Raw genomic sequence first — 24,529 nt, 5'->3', positions numbered from 1 at the left:
TGCGCTCGTCGATCACCAACAGACACCGGCCGCAAGCGCCGGCTCGGTCAAAGCGTTAACCCTGGGCTCTGGCATGCCGATTGCCGTAAAGGGTGCCAAAACCGGAAAAAAGATGGGGGCGCTCGCGGCGTGCTCTTCATGCCATGTTTGCCCCGGGGTGCTGCCCGGCGCACGTCGCATCTTTCTCGGTGAACCCGTCATAACCCGGCACATGGTCGGCACTCCTTGGCGGTAGTTGACACCCGTCTCCAGCGGCCCGGTATGGGCATTGCCTTATTGAGTGTCGACGCCACGCTCATCACACCGCTGAACCTCGGAGACCCCACGTCAATGCCTTCCATGAAGATGCATGCCGAACAACGGCAGCAGCAAACCCTCTCACCTCGCTTGCAGCAAGCGGTACGCCTGCTTCAACTGTCTTCAACAGAATTCGCGCAAACGGTCGAAGGTGCACTCGGGACGAACCCGTTCCTCGACGCGGTGGAAGACGACGAGGGCACGCCAGCGGAAGCCAACGCGGCCCTGCCGCTCAGCCCCTTGTCGGCCGACACGCCCGAAATCCAGAGCACGGCACCGGCCGACGCCGGTGACGACGACGACGAACGCGACAACTGGATCGCCGATGGCTCGGCGAACGGCTCGCACGCCGAAGACGGCGACGGCTCGCCGATGAACCGGGTGCCGCTGGAGATATCGCTGGCAGACAACCTGCACGGGCAGCTGAACGTGTTGCCGTTGTCGCCGCGCGACCTGGTGCTGGCCAAGGCGGTGGTCGACTCGCTCGACGATGACGGCTACCTGCGCCTGGGCAACCTCGAGGAACTGATCGCCGTGACGCAGCTCGACCCGCCGGCCACGGTCGACGAGCTGCAGATTGCCCTGCGGCGCGTGCAGTCGCTGGAGCCGGCTGGCGTGGGCGCGCGCAACGTCGTCGAATGCCTGCTGCTGCAGCTGGGCTCCATTGCCTGCCCGGAGCAGCGGGAGCTGGCCCGCACCATCATCACCGAGCGGCTGGAAAACCTGGCCGCCAAGGACGTGTCCGCACTGGCCCGGGTTTTGGGCCGCCCGGCCGACGTGGTGGCAGCCGCCTGCGCCAGCATCCGCCGCCTGGACCCGAAGCCGGGCTGGCGCTTCGGCGACGTCGGTATCCGTTACGTGGTGCCCGACGTGATGGTGAAAAAAGTGCGCAAGGTGTGGACGGTGTCGCTCAACCCGGCCATCGTGCCCAAGGTGCGGCTGCACAAGGTGTACGCCGAGATGTTCCAGCGCCAGCGGGCCATGCACCCGGAACTGGCCGAACAGCTGCGCGAGGCGCGCTGGACATTGCGCAACGTGGAACAGCGCTTCGCGACCATCCTCGGGGTGTCGCAGGCCATCGTGAAGCGCCAGCAGCACTTCTTCGACTATGGGCCGCTGGCCATGAAGCCGATGGGCCTGAAGGAGATTGCCGACGAGGTCGGCGTGCACGAGTCGACCGTCTCCCGCGTGACCAACAACAAGTACATGTCGACGCCGATGGGGGTGTTCGAGCTGAAGTACTTTTTCTCGCGCGCCATGACGGCGACCAGCGGCGACGCGTTCTCGGGCACCGCGATGCGTGGGCTGATCAAGGAGATGCTCGACCACGAGCGGCCGGGCCGCCCGCTGTCTGACGCAGAGATCACCCGCCAGCTCGCGCAGCAGGGGTTTTCTCTGGCGCGCCGCACGGTCACCAAGTACCGCCACCAGCTGCAGGTGGAGTCGGTCGGGCGGCGCCGGGTGGCCACGCCTGAGACCTGAGCGGGCACCCGTCCGTTACGCCATACGGCACGTCGATTGCACCTCGCCGGCATGACTGCCGTTGTCGACAAGCGCCGCGTCTTCGCCGGCCTCTGGGACGCCGCGTGGGCGCATCGGCGCCGCACGCTGCTGGCCATGGCGTTCCTCGTTCTGGCCAAGGCCGCGGGTGTGACGGTGCCCTTGCTGCTGAAGGCCATCGTCGACCGCTTCAGCCGGCCCGACGTCATGACCGAAAGCCTGACTGCCGGCACGGAGCCTGCAGTGCGCCAGATGATCCTGGTGCTGCCGGTCTTCCTGCTGATCAGCTATGCCCTGATGCGCTTTCTGGGCACGGTGTTCACCGAGCTGCGCGACCTGGCCTTCGCACCCGTCACGCAGCGCACGGTGACGGCGGTGTCGGAGCGCAGCTTTGCGCATTTGATGTCGCTCAGCCCGCGCTTCCACGTGCAGCGCAACACCGGCTCGCTGATCCGTGATGTGGAACGCGGCACCGCGGGCGTGGGCTTCCTGCTCGGCGCCGGCCTCTTCACCGTGGTGCCCACGCTGGTGGAGTTCACCGCGGTGCTGGTGGTGCTTGCGAGCGCCTACAGCGCGTGGTTCACGCTGGTCATCATCTGCACCTTCTGCGTCTACGCCGCGCTGACCACCTGGCTCACGCAGAAGCGCGAGCTGCGCCAGCGCCGCGTCAACGAGATGGACTCGCGCGCCAGCGGCCGGCTGGTCGACAGCCTGCTGAACTACGAGACCGTGAAGACCTACGCGCGCGAAGACTACGAGCGCCAGCGCTACGCTGCCATCTGCGAGCAATGGGTGCAAGGCACCATCGTCAACCAGCGCTCGCTGTCGGCGCTGCACATCGGCCAGAGCGCGGTGATCGCAACGGGGGTGGCGGCGGTGATGCTGCTGGCCGCCGAGCAGACGGTGCGCGGCTTCATGACGGTCGGTGACCTGGTGCTGCTCAACGCCTACGTGATCCAGATCTGCCTGCCGCTGAACTCGCTCGGCTTCGTGTTTCGCGAAGCGAGCGACGCGCTCGTCAACACCGAGAAGCTCTTCGCGCTGCTGGACCAGAAGCCCGACATCGAAGACCGCCCCGGCACCACCTCGCTGCAGGTGCGCGGCGGCGCGGTGTCCTTCGAGCACGTCGACTTCTCTTACGAAGCGGGCCGCCAGGTGCTGTTCGACGTGAGCCTCAGCGTGCCCGCCGGCCACACGGTGGCGGTGGTGGGCGGAAGCGGCTCGGGCAAATCGACGCTCGCGCGGCTGCTGCTGCGGCTGTACGACGTGAACGGCGGCCGCGTGACCGTCGACGCACAAGACCTGCGGGCGGTGACGCTGAAGTCGCTGCGCGAGTCGATCGGCGTGGTGCCGCAAGACACGGTGCTCTTCAACGACACCATTGCCTACAACATCGCCTATGGCCGCCAGGGCGCGCGCATTGCCGAGGTGGTCGAGGCCGCCAAGGCGGCGCAGGTGCATGAGTTCATCCTCTCGCTGCCGCAGCAATACGACACGGTGGTAGGCGAGCGCGGGATGAAGCTCTCAGGCGGCGAGAAGCAGCGCATCGCGATCGCACGCGCCTTCTTGAAGAACCCACCGATCATGATCTTCGACGAGGCAACCTCGGCGCTCGACACGCGCGCCGAACGTGCGATCCAGAGCGAGCTCGACCGCATTGCCGAAGGCCGCACCGCGCTCGTCATCGCACACCGGCTGTCGACGGTGGTGAACGCCAACGAAATCATCGTGATGGACAAGGGCCGCATCGTCGAACGCGGCCAGCACGAAGCGCTGCTCGAACGCGACGGCCTCTACGCGCAGCTGTGGAACCTGCAGCGGCAACAGCAGCAGTTCGAGCGCCTGGAGCGGCAGATGGCGCGGCAGCCGGTCAACCTGATCGCGCTGGTGGCCAATGCGATCGACGGCCTGCGCGGCGCGATCGACGCGCGCCACGTGCGGCTGCACACCGACATCAACATCGACAACGCGAGCGTGACCGGCGACCCCAGCACGCTGGCCCAGGTGCTGGGAGAACTGTGCACGGCCGCGCTGCAGACCACGCCGGTCGGCGGCCGCGTGGAGCTCAAGCTCGAACGGCACGACGGCAACGCCTGCCTGAGCGTGACCGACGGCCGGCACGAGTCACGCGCGGTCGGCGAACCGAACGGCGAGTGGATGCAGTTGCATGGCGACGGCACGCCGCTCGACCCGATGGCGCTGCGCTCGACCGTCGAGCGCCAGGGCGGCAGCTTCAACATCGTTCCACCTTCGGCCGTCAGCGGCATGCGATTCGTCGTCGAGCTGCCACTGCGTGCCGTCGCGGCCGACGTGCGCCCCGCGGCGCATGCCACGCCGGCTCCGCAGGTCGACCGGCCCCTGCGCGACCTGCGCCTGATGGTGATCGACGACCAGAACGACGCGCGGCAAGCGCTCGGCATGGTGCTGTCGGTCGAAGGCGCGGAGGTGCTGTCGTTCGACAACGGCCAGAGCGCCATGGGCTGGCTGGCCAGCCACCCGAGCAGCCAATGGCCCGACCTCTTGCTGTGCGACATCATGCTCGGCGACGAAGACGGCTACTCGGTGATGCAGCGCGTGCGACAGCTCGAAGCCGAGCGCGGCGTGCCGGCCGATCACCGCATGCCGGCGGTGGCCCTCACCGGCCTGGCCCAGCCCGACGACCGCGTGCGTGCGCTGATGGCCGGCTTTCAGGTGCACCTCGTCAAGCCCATCGAATCGCGCGAACTCGTGTTCACGCTCTACACGCTGGCGGGCCGTGCCGGGCCGCCGGGCACCCCTTCGCCCCCCACCGCAACCCACGAAAGCTCTGTATGAAGATCGGAAGCCATTTCGCCGACACCGCCGCCGCTCGCGAGGCCATCGACATGGCCCTGCCAATGATCCGCCCCGCCATGAGTGACCCGAAGGTCTGCGGCAGCGGCTTCCTGGTGATCGTGGTGCTCGACCCCGGTATCGCACCGGGCCACGCCTCGTTCGACGACGCCGTGTTGATCGAGCACCGCATCGGCGAACGCAGTCGATGGGACGCCGACTACGCCGGCTTCGCCCGTGCCAAGGCCAGGCTAGCGTGGACGCATGGGGTCGACAGCTGCACCGTGCAGAGCACGCGGCCGCATGCGCTGCGCCAAGGCGACAGCCTGCTGTGGGGCAGCGTCTGCCTCGACGGCATCGTGGTCGGTGTGAGCGGTGCCGAGGCCTGGTGGGACGAGGCCTTCGCCACCGCCGTGGCGGCCAACCTGCGGGCCATTGCCAAGGCGCGGCATGCGGAGGCCTTGCGCGCGAAGCAGCTTCACGCGGGTTAGGCAACTCACCGTTCGCCCTGAGCCTGTCGAAGGGCCAGGCCACCGCTTCGCTTTTCGTGGACGAGCTTCGCTCATGAGTCGGTCAAGCGTGTCGCGACTTCGCACTTCAGCGCACGACCGTGGCGAATTTCACGCTCGCCGCAGACCGCTGCAACGGCCCTCCATCCGAGACGCAATCGGTTTCGATTGATCAGCCTGCCGTCATGACTCTGCCGGAGCAGTCGCCTACCTTTCGCGTCCCCGATGCCCATGGTGCGGGTTCAACGAAAGGATTTCGACATGACGGCGCAGCGCAGCTCTGCAACACCCCACCAGCTCACCCGGCGACACCTGATGCAGGGCTTGGTCGCAAGCACCACCGCGCCCTGGCTGATGGGCTGCAGCGGCGAGAACCCGGGCTCGTTCGACGGGTCCACCCTGCTGGAGTCGCCCACTGCAGTCGCTACGCCGCCCACACTGACGGTCAGCCGGATCGCCCACCCCGGCCTGCTCAACACCGAAGCCGACTTCGAGCGCATGGCAAAGATGGTTCGCTCCAACGAAGCGCCCTGGGTCGAAGGATGGGGCGCGCTCGCCTCCAGCCCTTATGCCTCAGCGGGCGCGGGGCCCCGGCCGTCGGAGGAAATCGTCCGTGGCGGCGACGGATCGAACTTTGGGGTGATGTATGGCGACATGCTGCGCACCTACCAGTTGGCGGTCCGCTGGAAGGTGTCCGGCGACAAGAAGTACGCCGACCGCGCGGTGGTGTTCCTCAACGCTTGGTCGTCGACGATGAAACGGCTCAGCGGCAATGCCGACCGTTTTCTCGCCGCCGGCATCTACGGATACCAGTGGGCCTGTGCCGCCGAGATCATGCGCACCTATCCCGGTTGGGAGAGCGCCGACGTCACCGCCTTCCAGGATCTGCTTTATTCGGTTTTCTATCCGATGGCGAGCCACTTCCTGGTCGACCACAACGGCACCGGCACCCGGATGCAAAGCCCGGACATCACCAACTACTGGGCCAACTGGGACCTGTGCTGCATTTGCGCCGTGTTCGCCATCGGCGTGTTCTGTGACAAGCCGGCCCTCTGCAACGAATCGGTCGGCTATTTCCTCAGCGGGCGGGGCAATGGCGCAGTCGCCCATGTGGTGTATGTGCTGCACCCCGGCTACCTCGGTCAGTGGCAAGAGAGCGGTCGTGACCAGGGGCACGCGTCGCTGGGTATCTCGCTGATCGCTTCGCTTTGCGAGATGGCATGGAACCAGGGCATCGACCTGTATGGCTACTGGAACAACAGAGTCCTGGCCGGCGCGGAGTACGTTGCCGCGAGCAACCTGGCCGATGCGAATGGCAATTTCCCGGACCTGCCGTATTCGACCTACCGAAACAAGCAGGGCACCTCGACCGTGATCTCGGGCGGGGGTCGACCCAGCATTCGCGCCGGTTGGGAAATCCTCTTTAACCACTACGTCAACCGCAAGGGCCTGTCGGCTCCGTACATGGCGGCCATGGTGGCCAAGATCCGCCCCGAAGGCCTCGACAGGCGTGGTGACGAGCCCAGCTTCGGCACCCTCACGCACGCCCAGAGTCCGTACAGCGGCGCCTTGACACCCAGCGGGCTGACCGCCGTGCTCCACGCCGGCAAGGTGCAGCTCTCGTGGTGGGGCGTGCACGACGCAACGAGCTACAGCGTGAAGCGCGGCACCTCGGCGAATGGCCCCTTCAGCACCATCGCGAGCGTCACCGAGCCGCGCACTTACACCGACGCAGCCTTCGACGGCATCTGGCACTACGCCGTCAGCGCCATCACGCCTCATGGCGAGACCGACGTCTCCAACGCCGCTCGCATTGCGCTGCCCTTCGAGCCACGCCTGCTGCTGGCATTGAATGAAGGCAGCGGCACCACGGCCCAGGACACCAGCTCCGCGCGCCAACATGGCACCTTCAAGGGCGGTGCCGGTTGGGGCGATGGCCGCGTCTCCGGCAAGGCGCTCCAACTCGACGGCACCGACGGCCACCTCGAACTGGCCGAGGGCATCGTGTCCGACGTGAGCGACTTCACGGTCGGCGTCTGGATCAATTGGGACGGCGGCTCGGGCAACCTGCGCATCTTCGACTTCGGCACCAGCGACATCGCCTACGCCGCCCTCATCCTCAACGCGTCGGGCAACATCCGCTTCTCGACAACCGGCACGCGCTACTGGGGTGAACAGAACATCCAGGCACCCGCCCGGATTGCACCCAACACGTGGGTTCATGTGGCTGTCACGCTCTTCGGCACCGTCGGCACGCTCTACGTCGATGGGTTCGCGATGGCGACCAACAACGACATCGACTTCGCTCCCTTCCAGATGGGCAAGACGACCCAGAACTGGCTCGGCCGCTCCCAATATGCCGTCGACCCGTTCTTCAAGGGCCGCATGCAGGACTTCCGCGTCTACCGCGGTGCGCTGACCTCCCGTCAGATCGCGGCTCTGGCAGCCGCCTGATCGCCGCCAGCCTGAAGCGATTACAGAAACCAGTAAAACGGTTTCACGCACGCTGCTGCAGCTCCGCTTGGGAAAGCGGGAACGCCATGTGCCCTATGGGAAGAACTCGTTCACATCCCAAGGAGCTTCCATGTCCGTTTCCTCCGCATCCTCTGCCCATGAATCGCTGCGCGGTCGCGTCGTCGTCATCACCGGCGGATCGCGTGGGCTGGGTGCCGCCATCGCGCAGGTGCTCGGCGAAGAAGGCGCGCAGCTCGTCATCGCCGACATGGCGATCGAGCGGGCGCAGGACCGTGCCGCCGTCCTGAACGAAAGCGGCATCCAGGCGCTCGCGCTGCCGCTGGACGTTGGCGACGAGGGCCAGGTGGCGAAGGCGCTTTCGTCGGTGCGGGAGCGCTTCGGTCGGCTGGATGCGGTGATCAACAACGCCGCCATCGACATCACCGTGCCCATTGCCGAGCTGAGCGGCGAAGACTGGGAACGCGTGGTGCGAACCAACCTCACCGGGCCGTTCTACGTGGCCAAGCACGCGGCCGCGATCATGGGGCCGAAGACGGCCGCGGGCGGCGGCGGGCACATCGTCAACATCGCGTCGACGGCCTCCAAGCGCGCCTGGCCCAACGCGGCTGCGTACCACGCCACCAAGTGGGGGCTGCTCGGGCTGTCGCATGCGTTGCATGCCGAGCTGCGCCCGCAAGGCATCAAGGTGACGGCCGTGGTGGCCGGCGGCATGCGCACGCCGTTCCTGCTGGACCGCTTTCCCGACATCGACCCCGGCGTGCTGCAAGACCCGCTCAACGTGGCGCGCGCCGTGCGCTTCGTGCTCACCCAGCCGGACGAAACCGTGGTGCCCGAGATCACCGTGCTGCCGATGCGCGAAACCTCCTGGCCTTGATGAAGCGCGGCGACCAACCGCTGACGGCAGAACCGCCGAAACGGCCCTCGCTCGCGGTCGGCGCGCAGGCCACGCTGCCGCGAAGCAGCACGGTGCTGCTGCTGGTCGACGTGATCAACCCGCTGCAGTTTCCGGGTGCCGAGAAACTGGCCGAGCCGGCGATGGAAGCGGCGCACGCCACCGCCCGGCTCAAGCGCCGGCTGGCGCGCGAAGGGGTGGCGACCATCTACGCGAACGACAACTACGGCGTCTGGCGCTCGGACTTTCGCGAGCTGCTCGCCTACTGCGAAGCGCAGCCCGGCCCGACCGGCTACATCGCGCGCCGGCTCTCGCCCGCGCCCGAAGACCTGGTGCTGCTGAAGCCGCGGCACTCGGCCTTTTTCAGCACGCCGCTGGACCTCGTGCTGACGCAGATGCATGCGCACACGCTGGTGCTGGCCGGCCTGGCTACCGACATCTGCGTGCAGCTCACCGCCATGGACGCCACCCTGCACGGCTACAAGCTGTGGGTACCGAGCGACTGCACGGCCGCCGAATCGCCGGACTACAAGAAAGCCGCGCTGGCGCACATGGCGCGCGTGATGAAGGCCGACGTCCGCAAATCGTCGACAAGGAGGCCACCCGCGTGAGCGGCGGCATGCCGGTCCCACCGGCATGCGGCTTGCCAAACGGAAGCAGCACCCCCCAACACTTCTCAAGGATCACCCGGCATGATCACACTCGGAATCAATGCAGCCTTTCACGATTCGGCCGCAGCGCTGGTGGTCGATGGCGTGACCATCGCCGCCGCTGAAGAAGAGCGCTTCACGCGCATCAAGCACGGCAAGCGGCCGCTGCCCTTCTCGGCGTGGGAGCTGCCCTTCAACGCCATCGACTACTGCCTGCGCCAGGCCAACATCACGCTGCGGCAGGTCGACCACGTGGCCTACAGCTACGACCCACAGCACTTTCTCGGCGACCGCGCGGCGCCGACGCTGAGCCTGCCGATGGAGCCCTCGGCCCAGCCCCAGACGCAGTGGGAAAACCCATGGGACCCGCTCTTCGCCGCCTACATCGTGAACGCGCCGCGGCAGCTGGCCGATGGCTACCCGCACCACTTGCGCAAGCGCCTGGCCGGCGTGCGCGCCGACGATGCGCCCTATCGCTGGCACTTCGTCAACCACCACACCTGCCACCAGGCGAGCGCCTTTCTCGCCGCACCGTTCACGCGCTGCGCCGTGATGACGCTGGACGGCCGCGGCGAACACGCCACCACCACCTACGGCCGCTACCGCGACAGCCGCTACGAGCCGATGGGCGAGGTGCTGATGCCGCACTCGCTGGGCATGCTCTACGAGCGCATCACCACGCACCTGGGCTTTCTGCATTCGAGCGACGAATACAAGGTGATGGCGCTGGCCGCCCTCGGCACGCCGCACTACGCGAAGGCCTTGCGCGAGCTCATCCGCATCGGCGACCGTGGCATCTACACGATCGCACCGCTCGACCTCGTGGCCCTGGCCGGCCCGGCGCGCGTGCCGGGCACCACGCTGGAAGAGCAGCACCTCGACCTCGCCGCCTCGCTGCAAGACGTGCTGGAGAGCGTGGTGCTCGAGATCGCCGCGTGGCTGCGCGAGAGCAGCGGCGAACGCCAGCTGGCCATGGCCGGCGGCGTGGCGCTGAACTGCGTGATGAACTCGCGCCTGCGCGACAGCGGCATCTTCGACGCGGTGTGGGTGCAGCCGGCCGCTGGCGACGCAGGCACCGCGCTCGGCGCCGCCCTGTGGACCGACGCACGTGAACGCCGCGGCATGGAGCCGGGCAACACGGCCGTCAGCTCCGCCAGCGCCGTCAACACCTTTGCGCCGCGCCGCTGGCAAATGGAGCACCCCTACCTCGGCCCAGGCTACAGCGACGACGAGATCGAGACCTTGCTGAAATGGGCCAAGCTGCCGTACCGGCGCGTGGACGACCTCGCGCAGGAGACCGCCAAGCTGCTTGCCAACAACAAGATCATCGGTTGGTTCCAGGGCCGCATGGAGTACGGCCCGCGTGCGCTCGGCGCCCGCTCCATCCTCGCCTCACCGATCGACCCGATGATGCAGGCGCGCCTCAACGAGCTGAAGGACCGCGAGGACTTCCGCCCCGTCGCGCCGGCCATTCCCGAAGAGAACCTCGGCGAATGGTTCATCCCGGCGGAAGCCAACGGCGGCAAGTCGCCGTTCATGCTCTTCGTCTACGAGGTGATGCCGGGCAAGGGCGAGCGCATTCCATCGGCCTGCCACACCGACCACACCGCCCGCGTGCAGACCGTCGAGCACGACACCAACCCGCGTTTCCACGCGCTGCTGCGCGCCTTCGGCCAGCTCACCGGCGTGCCGGTGCTGGTGAACACCTCGTTCAACGTGCGCGGCGAGCCCATCGTCTGCGCGCCACGCGCCGCGATTGAAGCCTTCTACAGCACGCCGCTGGACGCACTGGCCATCGGCAACTTCATCGTCGAGAAAAGAACGGAGACCCTTTTGACATGACACCTCGGATCTCGGTCGTCATACCGACCTATCGCCGGCCCGACCTGCTGTTGCGCTGCCTGAACGCGGTGCTCGACCAGCGCTTGTCGCCCGACAGCTACGAGATCATCGTCGTCGACGACGGGCACGACGACGAGACGCAGCGCGTGGTGACGGAGATCGCCCGCGACCTCGGCCCGCTGAGCAGCTTGCGCTACCTGCGCCCGAGCACCGGCCGCGGCCCGGCGGTGGCGCGCAACGCGGGGTGGCGCGCGGCGCGTGGCGAGCTGATCGCTTTCACCGACGATGACACGGTGCCCGCGCCGTTCTGGCTGCCGGCCGGCGAGCGCGCGCTGCGTGCGCAGCCCGAGCTGGTGGCAGTGTGCGGGCGCGTCAGCGTGCCGATGCCCGAATCGCCGACCGACCACGCGCGCATGACCGAAGGCCTGAGCTCGGCCGAGTTCGTGACCGCCAATGCCTTCGTGTGGCGCTGGGCGCTGGAGAAGGTCGACGGCTTCGACGAGCGCTTTACCCGCGCATGGCGCGAAGACTCGGACCTGCAGTTCCGCTTGATGGCCCAGGCCGGCCCGGTCGGCCGCTGCGCCGAAGCGGAGGTGACGCACCCGGTGCGCAAAGCACCCTGGGGCCTGAGCCTCTCACAGCAGCGCAACACCTTCTTCGACGCGCTGCTCTACAAGAAGCACCCGCGCCTGTACCGTGAACGCATCCGGCGAACGCCGCCGTGGAACTACTACGCCATCGTGGCGCTGGGAGTGGCCACCCTCGTTCTGCTGGTGCTGGGCGAGATGCCGATGGCCGTGGTGGCCGCCTTGCTGGCACTGAGCCTGGTGCTGCAGTTGGCCGGCAAGCGCCTGCGCCACACCAGCCACCAGGTGGACCACGTGCTGGAGATGCTCGCCACCTCGGCGCTCATTCCCTTCCTCTCGGTCTACTGGCGGCTGCGTGGCGCGCTGCATTTCAGGGTGTTCTTCCTGTGAACGCCGCCTTGCCGAAGCGCCGCCTGCGCATCCTGACCTGGCATGTGCATGGCAACTACCTCTACTACCTGACCCAGGTTCCGCACGATTTCTACCTCGTGACCGATGCGGCGCGTTCCACCCACCACAGCGGCCGCAGCGGCACGTTGCCGTGGGGTGACAACGTGCACGAAGCGCGCGTCGAAGAGATCCAGCGCATGGCGTTCGACGTGATCCTGTTCCAGTCGCGCTCTGCCTGGGAAGAAGAGCAGCACCAGTTGCTGACGCCCGCACAACGCGCATCGCCGCGCATCTACCTGGAGCACGACCCGCCCCAGCAGCACCCGACCAACACCATCCACTGGGCGCAGGACGCGCAGATGCTGCTGGTCCATGTGACGCACTTCAATGCGCTGATGTGGGACAGCGGCGTCACGCCCACTCGCGTGATCGAACACGGCGTGAAGCCGCTGGCCGACGTGCGCTGGCACGGCCGCGTCGAAAGCGGCCTGGTGGTGGTGAACAACATCGAACGCCGCGGCCGCCGCCTGGGCCTCGATGTGTACCGTGAAGCCGCGCGCCAGGTGCCGCTGTCGCTGGTCGGCATGGGCAGCGAGTCGTGCGGCGGCGCCGGCGAAGTGACCCACCACGAGCTGCCCGAGCGCATGGCTGCGCATCGCTTTTTCTTCAACCCGATCCGCTACACCAGCCTCGGCCTGGCAGTGATCGAGGCGATGCGCGTCGGCGCGCCCGTCGTCGGCCTGGCGACCACCGAGCTCGCCTCGGTGATCCACAGCGGCGTCAACGGCATCGTCGACACGCGCATCGGCACGCTGGTCGACGCGATGCGCGGGCTGATCGCCGACCCGGCCGAGGCGCGTCGGCTGGGTGAGGCGGGGCGACAGATGGCCGAAGAGCGATTCGGCATCGAGCGCTTCGTTGGCGACTGGATGTCGGCGCTGCGCGAGGTGGCGGGATAGGGGACACGCCGGCAAACGATGGTCGGCAAACGATTCCCGAGAAGCACCTGATTGAGGGATCGCCTTCCGGACAACCTTGGATTGACAAGGCCCCTGCGTGGGAGCTTGATCGACCCTGTGCGCGACGCGTGAGTTGGGCTGCCGCGCAGTTGATCGAAGGGAACTGACATGGGAACAACTGCTGCAGCGGGAGCCACGCGCCTGTATCACTTGTTGCCCTGCCCGAACTGCGCCGCCGACAACGGCGTGACGGCGCGTGTCTGTTGGAGTTGCGAAGCGCCGCTGCTGAATACCCCCCCGCGGCCATCCGACTTCGAGCTGCAGCAGCAGCCTCCGGTTGCAGAGCCAGCGGCTGCAGGGCCTGCTCCTGAGCTCACCGTACCCCTGGATGAGCTCGATCCACAGCTTGAGCCACCAGACGAGCCCCAATTCCAGCCGCAACCCGAGCTGCAGCGCCGAGCCGACCCGGAGCCGAGCTTCTTTCCCATCCTGCATGACGAAGCCACGGACTTCCGGACGGCCGCCAACGACCACCCGGAAAGCGAACTTGCATTGCAGTTCATGCGGCGGCGCGATGCGTCGCGGCGGCTCACGACGGTTGCTGCGTGCGCCGCGTCGGTCGTGATGGTGCTCGGCACCTACCTGATCGTGCGCAGCATGACGGGCAACGAGGAAGCAGAACTGCCCGCCTTCGCGAGCACGGCACCCGCACCCACATCTGCAACCGCGCCCGAGGCCACGCTGGTGCCCACGGCGTACGTAGCGCCGCCTGCCGTGCGGCCGATGATCGAACCGGCCGCTGCCGCGCCCTTGCCCAAGATCGCAGTACCACGCCAGGTCGACGTGCCGGCTGCGCAAGCTTGGCCTGAGCCTGCAGCGGCCGAGCCGGTGAAGGCCAGGCGCCGCGCCGCCACACCGGCCGCCGTCGAGGCACCGGTTCCGTCGGAGCCGGTTCCATCCGAGCCAGTGTCGTGCGCACCGCAGGTTGTTGCGCTGGGCCTGTGCGGCGCCAGCTCACGCTGAGGAGCACCCCGATGCGGATGACACTCGCCGCGACCTGCTCCTTCGCGGTCGAGGCCGTGCTGGCGTCGTTTCCGGCGTTGTTTTCCACCGCGGCCGTGGCGGCCGACCCGCAGTACAAGATCGTCACCGCGTCGGAACGCGGCACCTACATCCAGATCGGGAAAGACCTCGCCAAGCTGGTCGCGCCGGACGCCGGCATTCAACTGCAGGCCTTGCCCTCGGTCGGCTCGTCCGAGAACGTGGAGCGCTTGCGCTACGAACCGGGCGTCAAGCTGGCGTTGGTGCAATCCGACGTGTACCAGGCCTTTCTCGACCTCGCCGCGAACGGAAACGCCGACGCGGGCACGATGATCGGGCCGCTGCGCGTGGTCATGCCGCTGTACAACGAGGAGATCTACTTCATCGCGCGGTCCGATTCGCCACTCAACTTCGTCCACGAGATCAAGGACGCGAAGATCAATGTCGGACCGCTGCGAAGCGGCACCGCAATGTCGGCGACCACCATCTTCCGGCAGATGTTCGGCGCGCCGATTGGCGAGGGCCAGGCGAGCTACCTGAGCAACGAAGATGCGCTGGTCCGGCTGACGGTCGACAAGACGCTCGACGTGGTGGTGATCGTGGGCGGCCAGCCGACCAAGCTGCTGGTCGATATGAAGCCCGAGGCGCGCGCGCTCATCAAGCTGCTGAAGTTCGACGCCAATCGGCCGGAGAGCAAGTCTGCGCTGCAAACCTATTTCGCCACCAACGTGCGCGCTGCGAGCTACCCTAACCTGCTGACCGAAGACGTGCCGAGCGTGGCGGTTCGGGCCTATCTGGTGACCTACGACTACAAGGTGAGGGAAGTCGCCAACCAGCTGAGGCGTTTCGCCGGGTCGCTGTGCCAGAACTTCGCGCAGCTGCAGACCCAGGGCCACCCGAAGTGGCGCGACGTCGAACTTCGCCTGCCCGAGCTCGGGCAGGGGTGGCTGTATTACCCCACCACCGAGCGCACGCTTCGCAGTTGCATCGCAAAGCTTCCGCAAGCCAAGCAAGCCACGCCTGTGCGTGTGTGCTCGCAACAGGAAACGATTCTGGGCCTCTGCCAGGTGAAGCGCTGAACGCTCACAAGCCCTAAGCCGCCATGCGCGACGACATGCCCAGCTCGCGCCGGAAGTAGCTGATGGTCTCGCGCAGCCCGTCGTCGAGCGACACCTTCGGCTCCCACTGCAGGTGCCGCTTCGCACGCGAGATGTCGGGGCAGCGCCGCTTCGGGTCGTCCGGCGGCAGCGGCCGCCGCTCCAGGCGCGAACGACTGCCGGTCAGGCGCAACACGCGTTCGGCCAGGTCGAGCACGGTGTGTTCGATCGGGTTGCCGATGTTGATGGGCCCTTCGATGTCACTCTCCATCATGCGCAGCAGGCCATCGACCGTGTCGTCGACGTAGCAGAAGCTGCGCGTCTGTTCGCCGTTGCCATAGATGGTCAGCGGCTCGCCGCGCAGGGCCTGCACGATGAAGTTGCTGACCACGCGGCCGTCGCCCGAGCGCAGCCGCGGCCCGTAGCTGTTGAACAGGCGCGCAACGCGCACTTCGACGCCGCGCTCCAGGTGGTAGCCGAAGCAGAGCGTCTCGGCCACGCGCTTGCCTTCGTCGTAGCAGGCTCGCGGGCCGATCGGGTTCACGTGGCCGTGGTAGCTCTCGGCCTGCGGGTGCACTTGGGGGTCGCCATAGACCTCGCTGGTTGACGCCTGCAGCACGCGCGCGCCGCTTTCATGCGCGGCCTCCAGCACCTGCCACGTGCCGACGGCACTCGTGAGTGTGGTCTGCACCGGGTGGTGCTGGTAATAGGCCGGGCTGGCCGGGCACGCGAGGTTGAAGATGCGGCTCACGCCGTTCAGCCCCAGCGGCCACGGGCCGGCCACATCGTGCTCGCGCAGCTCGAAGCGGGGCTGCATCTCGAGGTGCGCGACGTGCGAGGGGTGGCCCGTCGAGAAATCGTCGAGTGCAATCACGCGCTGACCGGCGGCAATGAGCCGGTCGCACAAATGGCTGCCCACAAAGCCGGCGCCGCCGGTCACCACCACCAGTTGCGACATGAGACTGCACCTTTCCATCGAATCCGTGATGGCTTCGTCTTGGCAAACCGCGTTCCGGTTCGCAGACTCACTCAAGCACCGTTCTTTGTTTGTGCGCGGGCCACGCCGTTGCCAGGTTTGCGTGAAGTGCCGGTGACCAAGGCACCAATGCTGCTGCGCGGCGCCTGCCCCATGCCGCTCGCGGTGGCGGCGAGCCGCTCCAGCAGGTCGGCCGTGCGCTCCACGCTGTCGCCGATGCTGAAGCGCTCGAGCGCTCGCATGCGCGCCTGGCGACCCATCTGCTGCGCCACGCCCGGCACCTCGAACAGCCGCGTGACCTGGCTTGCCACCGCCTCGAAATCGCGCGGGCCGACCAGCCAGCCGGTGCTGCCCTGCTCCACCAGGTCGGGCACGCCGCCGACGCGGGTGGCGATGATTGGCAAGCCGCTCGCCATCGCCTCCATCAGCGCGAGCGGCAGGCCCTCGGTGTTCGAGGTCGAGACCACCGCGTCGAGCTGGCGATAGACCGCCGGCATGTCTTCGCGCAGCCCGGCCAGGTAAGTGCAGTCGGCCAGCCCGAAGCGCTCGATGAACTGCACCAGCTGGTGGCGCATGGGCCCATCGCCGACCACCACGAATCGCGCCGACGGCATCGCGCCGCGCATCAGCAGCACCGAGCGCAAGAAAACTTCCGGCCCCTTCTCGATCGACAGGCGGCCGACGAAGCCGATCAGCGGCGCGCCGTCGGCCATGCCGAAATGCCGGCGCAAGTCGGCGTCACCGCCCTGCGCCGGCTTGAAGACCTCGGTGTCCACACCGTTGGGGACACAGCTGAGTTGCGCCGCGTTCACGCCCATGCTCAGCGCATGAAAGTAGCTGTGCTTGCAGACCACGCTCACATGCGTGCCTGCGGCGCGGTGCACCTCCACGTCCAGCGGCGAGACGCTGCGGCTGTGGATGGTCGTCACCACCGGCTTGTTGCACAGCCGCCCTGCCAGCCCGGCGAGCAGGTGCGCATTCGCCATGTGGGCATGCAACACATCGATGGCGCCGGCCTTGACCAGCGCGCACGCCATCAGGATGGACGACCACGGCGGGTCTTCGGGCATCGGCGTGATGAGCACTTCGACATCGAGTGAGCGCAACTGGTCGGTCACCCGGCTCTCGAACGGGCACATCACGGTGATAGTGAAGCGGTCGCGCGGCAGGCGCTCGACGAGGCGGACGACACAGGCCTCCATGCCTCCGACGATCGCGTTGCCGACGACTTCAAGCACGCGGGTTCGTCCAGGGGCCGGTGGCGCAATCGGAAAGATAGGGTTCATGCGGGTCAGCAGCAAAGCGGCGCCATGCGGCGCGGGCCGTTCAACCAGCCTGCTCGCAAGGCAGGGCGCACCACAGCACGGCGGCAGGCACGAGCAGCAGCCTGCGGTGTGTCGGGTGAGGTGAACGAGGTAGAAAGAGCGATGTCAGCGGTGCCCGGCGGGCCGGTGCCCCGCGTCGCCTCTTCGGCGATGCGTTCGCGCCGGCCAGGCGTGTCTGCGGCCGGCGAGGCGCCGGGCAAACGAAGCCACGCCGCCGCCGTGCCCGACCAGATGCGCTCGCGGGCGGCGGCATCGAGCTGCAGTTCGTCGAACAGCTCGTGCACCCAGCGCATGCGGCCGGCGATCTGATGGCCCGGGCATGGCAGGAAACAGTCGCTGCCGAACTGCAGCGATTCAGGCCCCAGCACCTCGAGCGCACGCGACAGCACCTCGAGCCGGTACGGCGGCGGCGGGCCGAACGAGATGTCGAGCCGGAACTGCGCGTCGTCTGGCGGCACACCGTGGATGCGGTCGATCAGGCCGACGGCAATGGCTTCGTCGGTCCAGGGCCAGCCGACGTGCGCGAGCGCGACGCGTGCGCCCGGGTGGTCGCGCATCACCTCGAAGAACGCCGGCCGGCAAAAGCGCCCCGAGCGCCCGTCGATGAAGATGCCGCTGTGGAACAGCACCGGCAGGCGCAGCTCGCTGGCCACCGCGAACACCGGCTGCACTTTCTCGTCGTACGGGTACCAGCCGGTGGGCACCATCTTCACGCCGCGCAAGCCCAGGGTCTCGACGGCATGGCGCAGGTCGTCGGCGGCATGCGGGTCGCGCGGGTCGACGACGGCAAAGCCCACCATGCGGTCGGCATGGCCGCGCACCAGCTGCGCAAGGTGCTCGTTGGCGCGCCGCAGCGAGGCGGCGTCGTCGAGCGAGTAGCCGTCGTTGAGGAATGGCGCGAGCAGCACGCCGATGTCGACCTGCGCCTCGTCGAGCGAGCGCAGCACCTCGGCGCCGTTCTCGCGCCCGGTGCAATGCAGGTGGGCGTCGATGACCATCGGTCAGCTGGCGCGTGCCAGGAGCGAACGCTGCAGCTGTGCCCGCGACTGCTCGGCCGCCTTGCGGCCGGCGACGAATGGGTGCTCGGCGTTGTCGTGCACCCATTCGGCGTAGCGGCCGGCCAGCACGATGTCGAAGCCGGCCAGCCAGTCGCGGATGCAGGCCACGCTGTCGGCTCGTGCATGGTCGTGGACCACGTAGGCGCAGGGCACGTCGACCTGACCGGACGAAACCACCTGATCCTGCTCGTTGAGCAGACCGGCCTCCCGGCACTCGGAGATCACGCGGTAGATCAAGGCGGCCCCGTCGCACGGCAACGGTTTGTCGGCGCTGTAGCTGATCTCGCAGGTGATGCCGCAGTGGCCGGGCGGACTGCAGTGCGGGCTGGCATTGCCCTGCACGACGATGCGGTGGAAGAGGCTGCCCTCGGGGTAGTGGATCCAGTGCTTGTCGGTCAGCCGGTCATAGCCCGGTGCCACGGCGATGCCGAGGTTCACGCGGCGAAGCGACACATGGCGCAAGGCGGCCGCGGCGGCGCGCACCTCTGCCGGTGCTTCGTCGCCACAGGTGGCAACCAGCCTGGGCAGCGGCATGGTGCTGATCAGCGACTCGAAGCCGATCAGGCGACCATCGTCGAGCCGCACGGTGCGCTGCGTGGGCGATACATGCAGCACCGCTGTCTTCAATGCCGTCTCGCAGTTGTGCAGCGGCACGAAGCCGTCCATCAGCGCCTGCAGGCCTCCTCGCAGTGGATAGCCGAAGCGCGCACGCGGGCTCGAAGATGCGGGGCTGGGTTCGAGCGCGCCTTCGATCATCTGTGCGACGTCGGGCAACGGCACCTGGGTGCCGGGCCACGCAGCCTCCATCTCGGTCAGCGGCCGGGCCCACAGCTTGCGGTAATACGGGACGGCGAAATGCCGGGCGATGCCATCACCGCAGAAGCGGTGGATCAACTCCTCGAAGTTGCGCGGCGCGTCGTTGGTCTTCGCGCGGGTGGCGCCCCCCTTGAGCGGCCCGAAGCGGGCCTCGATCGCACCGACCAGGCAGTCCTTCACCACCTTCGGTGGCAGCCCGTGAAGCGAGTTCTGGAACGGGTGGCGCGTGTAGGTGCCGTGGCTGTAGACCCAGGCTTCGCCGTCCTGCCAGTGCAGGTTGTCGCCCAGCAGGCGTTTGCAGAGGTCGAGCACGTAGGCATCGTCGTCCGGCAGCATGATGTCGCCGCCGCGGTCGAAGGTGAAGCCGTCTTGCTCGACGGAGCGGCAACCACCACCCACCTGCTTCTCACGCTCGACCAGCAAGACGTCGCCGCGTGCCGCGTGCTGGCCCAGTTCGTAGGCGGCTGCCAGCCCGCTGGGCCCTGCGCCCACCACGAGGTGGCGCACGCGCCGGGTGGCGCGGTGGCTGGCCGGCGTAAGCGGCGCGGCAACCGGCGGGGCCGGCTCAGCCGGTGCCATGCCGGCGAATTCGCGTGGCGCAGACGCCGGCAACGGCGCCTTGCTCAGGGTCTGGGTGATGAGCTCGTTCACCACCTCGGCGGTGCGGTCCCACGAAGACTGGAACACCGTCGTCAGCATCTTGCCCACGCGCTCTGCGCGGCGGTGGCCCTGCTCGGCGATGGCAGCTTCGCAGGCCGTCAGAAAGTCTTCCGGCTCGGCCGCGATGCGCACCACCTCGCCATACAACGCCACCACATCGTGCACCGGCGTGCTGACCACCGGCTTCTCGCCGGCCATGTATTCCAGCGTCTTGGTCGGGCTGATGAAGCGGGTGGATTCGTTCAGCGCGAACGGCATCAGGCAGACGTCCCACCCCGCCATCACGTAAGGCAGGCGCGCATAGGGCTGCATGCCGAGCCAGTGGATGTTGGGCCGCTGCGGCAGGGAATCCGCGTCGATCTTGGCCACCGGGCCGACCATCACGAACTGCCAGCCCGGGCGGGCGTCGGCCAGATAAGTCAAAAGCGACAAGTCCAAGCGCTCGTCGATCACGCCGAAGAAACCGAGACGCGGGTGCGGCACCATGCCCTGCAAGCGTATGGCCTCTTGCGCCTCTTCGTCGTCGACATGCAGCCGCCCCGGCGAGAAATGCGCCACGTCAACGGAGCTCGGCAGGCAATGCACGTTGGCATGCAGGCTGCGCTTGGCGTCGTACAACGCGGGTCCACCGGTGAAGACGATCTGCGCCATCTTGAGCAGTGCCGTCTCGCGCTGGCGAAGCTGGCGCGGTGCGTCCTTGAAAGCCGCGAGCTCGTCCATGCAGTCGTACACCACGGCACGCGGCTTCATCTCGCTGATCAGCGGCAGCGCCATCGGCGTGTAGAACCACACCAGGTAGTCGACGATGCCGTTCTCGCGCAGGTAGTTCGCGAGCAAGGGCTTGAGCAAGGACAGCTGATCGTCGTGGAAGCCCGGCGAATCGATGGGCGTGCGCGGCACGACCACGTCGAGGCCAGGACCTTGCGCAATGGTCTCGAAGCGCGGCTCGCCGCTGCCGCGCAGAGGCTCTTCGATGAACACGACGTGGAAGTGCCGGCTCAGCCGCGACAGCAAATGCTGCGGACGCTGATACACGAAGCCCCAGCGCAGATGGCAGAAGACGATCAGGTGAGGCATGTTGGCTCCTGGTTGTAGGGGTCGCGGAAGCCGCTTCTGCCAGCGCTGCAAGACAGCGGCGTAGTCGGTCTTCAGGTTTCGTTGCAAGGCGGCAGACTCGCCGTCGGTGCGGCTGTCGCCGGCATCCCACAAGCCACTGCGGTGCCAGTGCGTCGGGTCGTTCCAGTCGAAGCGGTCGATCAGCGGGTAGAGGCACACACCCTGCACCGGCACGCCGGCGTCGAGCGCGATCTCGACCTCGGCGGCCACTTCGTCCAGCCAGTCGGCGCGGCCGACGCCCACATGGCTGGTCTCGGCCACGATCAACGGGCGCCCATAGCGGGCCCAGGTGTCACCGAGCAAGGCCGACAGCGGCCGCCTTCGCGGGTCGCGGGTGTGCCACTGCAGGCGGCGCTCGGTGGACACCTCCCACTGGCCGCTGTGATAGTGGTTCACGCCGATCAGGTCGAGCGCCTGATCGTTGCCGCCGAGGTCGGGGTCGAGCCGGCCGGCGAGCATGTCCCACACCTGCCATTGATAACCGCGTATCTGATCGGCAAGCCCGGCGAGATCGGGGCGATCGGCAGGCGCCACCACGTGTACCACCGGCTCGATGTGGAGAAACCTCGCTCGCGGGTCGACGCGGCGCACGGCCTCCATGGCCGCCAGCGTGGCGCGCACCAACCGTCGCTTCACTGCATAACCCGATATCGCCGTGTGTTCTCCGCGGCTGTCGGGATCGCCGTGATACGGGTGGATCATGTTGGTGGCCGACACCGCCCATGAGAGAAAGCTGATTTCGTTGATCAGGTTGTAGACGGGTGCGGCGGCTGTCAGCGGTGCGAGCCTTTCGGCCACCGCCGCGCAGTAGCTGGCAAAGCGGTCGACGAACGCGTCATCGAGCAGGCTCACGTCGGCCGGCGTACCGTAGTGCGTGAAGGTCCAGACGACCTGCAGGCCCTGCTGCTGTGCGGCCTGCGCAATGCGAACGGCGCGGGTGAGATCGAAGTGGCCGGGCTGTGGCTCGGCGAGGCGCCAGCCGATGCTTTCGCGCACGGTGTTGAGCCCGAAGCTGCTCGCGAGAGCGTAGTCGGCATCGAGCTGAGCGATGTGGCCTGTGGCCAGCGCCATGTCGAGCGCGTGCCCGTGGCTGTTCACATGGTCGGCGCCTTCGAACCCGCCCATCCAGAACGAGCGGTAAGGCGATGCAGCGAAAGGCGATGCAGCGGCGGAGGATGGCGACGGCGGATTCATGTCGGCCGGCGAAACATCCGCATGTCGTTGAGGGAAAGCATCTGCATTTTTGAAGTACCGGAGTTGCCGTTCAAAGGCAAGCCATGTGCCGTTTTGTTTGCGGCGCATCTTTGCGAGGCACGTGCCGTCATCGCGTACTTCAGAGAACTTGTTGCTGCAACAAGCGTCGCTTCAGGCACGCTGCCGGCGGCCTTCGACAAGTCCGCGGAGGATGTGCAACGCAGCTTCGGGCGCAAACAAAAACGCCCCGGAAGCCGGGGCGTTCTGTGCAGGGGCAATCCGCCTTACTTGGTCTTGGACGAAGACGACGAGCCGCTGCTGCCAGTGCCGGAAGACGACGGCGAGCTCGAGCTGCTGCTGCCGTCACCGCCGGTGAGGCTGCTGCCGCTCGATCCGGCGCTGCCGCTCATCCCAGAGCTGCTGCCGCTTGACCCGGTGCCACTCAGGCCCGAGCTGCTGCCGCCTGATCCAGTACCGCTGCTCATTCCCGAGCTGCTGCCGGACGATCCTGCCCCGTAGGACCCGCTGCCGCCGGAGCCTTGGCTGCCGCCCTGGCCCGACTGGGAGCCGCTGCGGTTGCTGCGCCAGCTCGAGAACTCGTCGGAGAACTTCTTGAACCTGTCCTGGCGCCAGTTGCGATAGTCCTCATCGAGGTTGCGCAGTTGCTCCGTGCGCCACTGGTGGTAGTCAGGGTCGAAATGCTCGTGGCCTTGCATGCCTTGTCCACCTTGTGAACCGTAGCCTTGCGAGCCGCCGTAGCCCTGGCCACCCTGTCCGCCGTACATGCCGGACGAAACCTGCGGGCTGTAGCCGCCGTAGCCACCCTGCATGCTCTGGCCGCCTTGCCTACCTTGCGAGCCATAGCCCTGCTGGCCGCCACCATAGCCGCCTTGTGAGCCGTAGCCTTGCGAGCCGCCGCCGTAGCCGCCTTGCGAGCCGTAGCCTTGCTGGCCGCCGCCATAGCCACCTTGCGAACCGTAGCCTTGCTGGCCGCCACCGTAGCCGCCTTGCGAGCCGTAGCCCTGCTGGCCGCCACCGTACCCGCCTTGCGAGCCGTAGCCCTGCGAACCGCCACCGCCTTGGGAGCCATAGCCTTGCGAGCCGTAACTCTGCGGCGAGCCGCCGACATTGCCTTGGCCGAAGTCGCTTCGCGAGCCACCATAGGCACCATAGCCGCCCTGGCCTGCGTAGCTGCTGCTCGAGCCAACGTCATAGCCCGAGCCTCCACCGCCCATCTGGCCACCGTAGCCGCCTTGCGAGCCGCCCTGGCCACCGAAGCCACCGCCCTGCTGTCCGCCGCCGAAGCTGCGCGCTTCCTGGTTGCGCCAGCCGCTGGACGACGAATCGCCGAACTGCTGGCCGCGGCCCGACGACTGTTCATATTGATTGCCGCCACGCCCTTCCCGGCTCCAGTCTCCATAGTTGCTGCCGGCCTCGCTGCGCTGACCGCCGCTTGATCCTTGCTGGCGGCCTTGGCCTTCGCCGTAACGATTCTCGTCTCCATATCCGCCTTCGCGGCGGCCTTCATAGTCGCGTTGAGTCATGTTGGTTCCTTTCAAGAAGCCTTGTGTGGATCGAACCTTCAGCGGTGGCGAAAACGCCGTCGGTTCGTGCCTCAGTTGGGCAAACTCCGTTCCCGTTTTTCAGCTGTCGGGTGCAGTTCACCTTGCTGAACCGGCTGCGCACCGATGACTGCGGCAGAAGACCTGTCCACCCGATGTTCTGCAAACTTTGCGCGTCTCGGGAAAGCGCTTCTCGACACGCTGAACCGAAATTCAACGGTCGGGTTCGGACGGCTGCGATATTTCACGCAAGGCCGTGTCGGCCTCGTCGATCCCTTGCGTCGAGAGGTCACCGAGCGACACGATGCCCACCAGCTCGTCGCGTGAGTTCAGCACCGGCACCCGGCGCACCTGCATGCCACTCATGCTCTTCGTCACGGCGTCGGTGCTGTCGTCTTCGCGGACCCAGCGCACACCTTCGCTCATCACATCCGACACACGGGTTTCGGCCGGCACGTTGCCGGCGGCCACGGCGCGCACCGTGATGTCGCGGTCGGTGATCATGCCCAGCAACCGGCTGCCCTCGCACACCGGCAAGGCGCCCACGTTGAGTTCATCCATCAACTGAGCCGCCCGCTGAAGCGTCTCCTGGGGTGCGATCACTTCAACGTCGCGGGTCATCACTTCACTCACGGTCGGCATGGGGTTCTCCTGTTGTTGAACCAAATTGAAGAAGCTGACAGCGGCCACAGCCTGGTTCACGCTTGTTTCGCGCTGGTCGGCTCGGGCTTCGGCAACCGGTGTTCCGCGGCGCGTGGGGAAAAAGAGGAAC

Annotated in this window: 17 protein-coding genes; 11 read left to right on the top strand and 6 right to left on the bottom strand. The window is 67.4% G+C overall.

Features of this window, described 5'->3' with window-relative positions:
- Nucleotides 1–339 precede the first annotated feature (339 nt).
- The 11 genes from rpoN to AC1DYS_RS15260 all read left to right on the top strand — a co-directional run bounded on the left by rpoN (nt 340) and on the right by AC1DYS_RS15260 (nt 15,032).
- Nucleotides 340–1,779, top strand: a complete 1,440-nt coding sequence (gene rpoN / locus AC1DYS_RS15310; RefSeq protein ID WP_477900539.1) for an RNA polymerase factor sigma-54 — start codon at nt 340–342, stop codon at nt 1,777–1,779.
- Between the two features lie 51 nt (nt 1,780–1,830).
- Nucleotides 1,831–4,611: an ATP-binding cassette domain-containing protein gene (locus AC1DYS_RS15305; RefSeq protein ID WP_477900538.1), complete on the top strand. Its 2,781-nt coding sequence runs from the start codon at nt 1,831–1,833 to the stop codon at nt 4,609–4,611.
- The gene (locus tag AC1DYS_RS15300; protein ID WP_477900537.1) at nt 4,608–5,099 is read left to right on the top strand and encodes a hypothetical protein; all 492 of its coding nucleotides are present in this window, start codon (nt 4,608–4,610) and stop codon (nt 5,097–5,099) included. The genes AC1DYS_RS15305 and AC1DYS_RS15300 overlap by 4 nt, the downstream gene beginning before the upstream one ends.
- Nucleotides 5,100–5,378: 279 nt before the next feature.
- A complete protein-coding gene (locus tag AC1DYS_RS15295) occupies nt 5,379–7,571 on the top strand; it encodes a LamG-like jellyroll fold domain-containing protein (RefSeq protein WP_477900535.1) in 2,193 nt (730 codons plus the stop codon).
- 130 nt (nt 7,572–7,701) lie between these two features.
- The gene (locus tag AC1DYS_RS15290) at nt 7,702–8,466 is read left to right on the top strand and encodes an SDR family oxidoreductase (RefSeq protein WP_477900533.1); all 765 of its coding nucleotides are present in this window, start codon (nt 7,702–7,704) and stop codon (nt 8,464–8,466) included.
- A complete protein-coding gene (locus AC1DYS_RS15285; RefSeq protein WP_477900531.1) occupies nt 8,466–9,095 on the top strand; it encodes a cysteine hydrolase family protein in 630 nt (209 codons plus the stop codon). Before AC1DYS_RS15290 ends, AC1DYS_RS15285 begins: the two co-directional genes overlap by 1 nt.
- Nucleotides 9,096–9,176: 81 nt before the next feature.
- On the top strand, nt 9,177–10,976 hold the full coding sequence (locus AC1DYS_RS15280; RefSeq protein ID WP_477900529.1) for a carbamoyltransferase family protein: 1,800 nt from the start codon (nt 9,177–9,179) through the stop codon (nt 10,974–10,976).
- On the top strand, nt 10,973–11,953 hold the full coding sequence (locus AC1DYS_RS15275) for a glycosyltransferase family 2 protein (RefSeq protein WP_477900527.1): 981 nt from the start codon (nt 10,973–10,975) through the stop codon (nt 11,951–11,953). The genes AC1DYS_RS15280 and AC1DYS_RS15275 overlap by 4 nt, the downstream gene beginning before the upstream one ends.
- An 8-nt stretch (nt 11,954–11,961) precedes the next feature.
- Entirely contained in the window at nt 11,962–12,912 is a 951-nt protein-coding gene (locus AC1DYS_RS15270; RefSeq protein ID WP_477900525.1) for a glycosyltransferase family 4 protein, read from the top strand.
- Nucleotides 12,913–13,080: 168 nt separating this feature from the next.
- Nucleotides 13,081–13,935, top strand: coding sequence for a hypothetical protein (locus tag AC1DYS_RS15265; RefSeq protein WP_477900523.1), 855 nt, complete (start codon nt 13,081–13,083; stop codon nt 13,933–13,935).
- 11 nt (nt 13,936–13,946) lie between these two features.
- Entirely contained in the window at nt 13,947–15,032 is a 1,086-nt protein-coding gene (locus AC1DYS_RS15260; RefSeq protein WP_477900521.1) for a TAXI family TRAP transporter solute-binding subunit, read from the top strand.
- 13 nt (nt 15,033–15,045) lie between these two features.
- Here AC1DYS_RS15260 and AC1DYS_RS15255 read toward each other — a convergent pair whose 3' ends face one another.
- From AC1DYS_RS15255 to AC1DYS_RS15230, 6 genes are all read right to left on the bottom strand, one after another.
- The gene (locus AC1DYS_RS15255; RefSeq protein WP_477900519.1) at nt 15,046–16,008 is read right to left on the bottom strand and encodes a UDP-glucuronic acid decarboxylase family protein; all 963 of its coding nucleotides are present in this window, start codon (nt 16,006–16,008) and stop codon (nt 15,046–15,048) included.
- Between the two features lie 71 nt (nt 16,009–16,079).
- Nucleotides 16,080–17,312 carry a glycosyltransferase gene (locus AC1DYS_RS15250; RefSeq protein WP_477900517.1) on the bottom strand — a complete coding sequence of 411 codons (1,233 nt, stop codon included), beginning with the start codon at nt 17,310–17,312 and terminating at the stop codon, nt 16,080–16,082.
- A 5-nt stretch (nt 17,313–17,317) separates the two neighbouring features.
- Entirely contained in the window at nt 17,318–18,349 is a 1,032-nt protein-coding gene (locus AC1DYS_RS15245) for an amidohydrolase family protein (RefSeq protein ID WP_477900515.1), read from the bottom strand.
- Between the two features lie 3 nt (nt 18,350–18,352).
- On the bottom strand, nt 18,353–22,195 hold the full coding sequence (locus tag AC1DYS_RS15240; protein WP_477900513.1) for an FAD-dependent oxidoreductase: 3,843 nt from the start codon (nt 22,193–22,195) through the stop codon (nt 18,353–18,355).
- Between the two features lie 284 nt (nt 22,196–22,479).
- On the bottom strand, nt 22,480–23,739 hold the full coding sequence (locus tag AC1DYS_RS15235) for a hypothetical protein (RefSeq protein ID WP_477900511.1): 1,260 nt from the start codon (nt 23,737–23,739) through the stop codon (nt 22,480–22,482).
- Nucleotides 23,740–23,970: 231 nt separating this feature from the next.
- Nucleotides 23,971–24,399, bottom strand: a complete 429-nt coding sequence (locus AC1DYS_RS15230; protein ID WP_477900509.1) for a CBS domain-containing protein — start codon at nt 24,397–24,399, stop codon at nt 23,971–23,973.
- Nucleotides 24,400–24,529: the final 130 nt, after the last annotated feature.

The sequence above is a fragment of the Rhizobacter sp. P2_G4 genome, from assembly GCF_056403575.1.
This window is presented reverse-complemented; position numbering and strand designations above follow the sequence as displayed.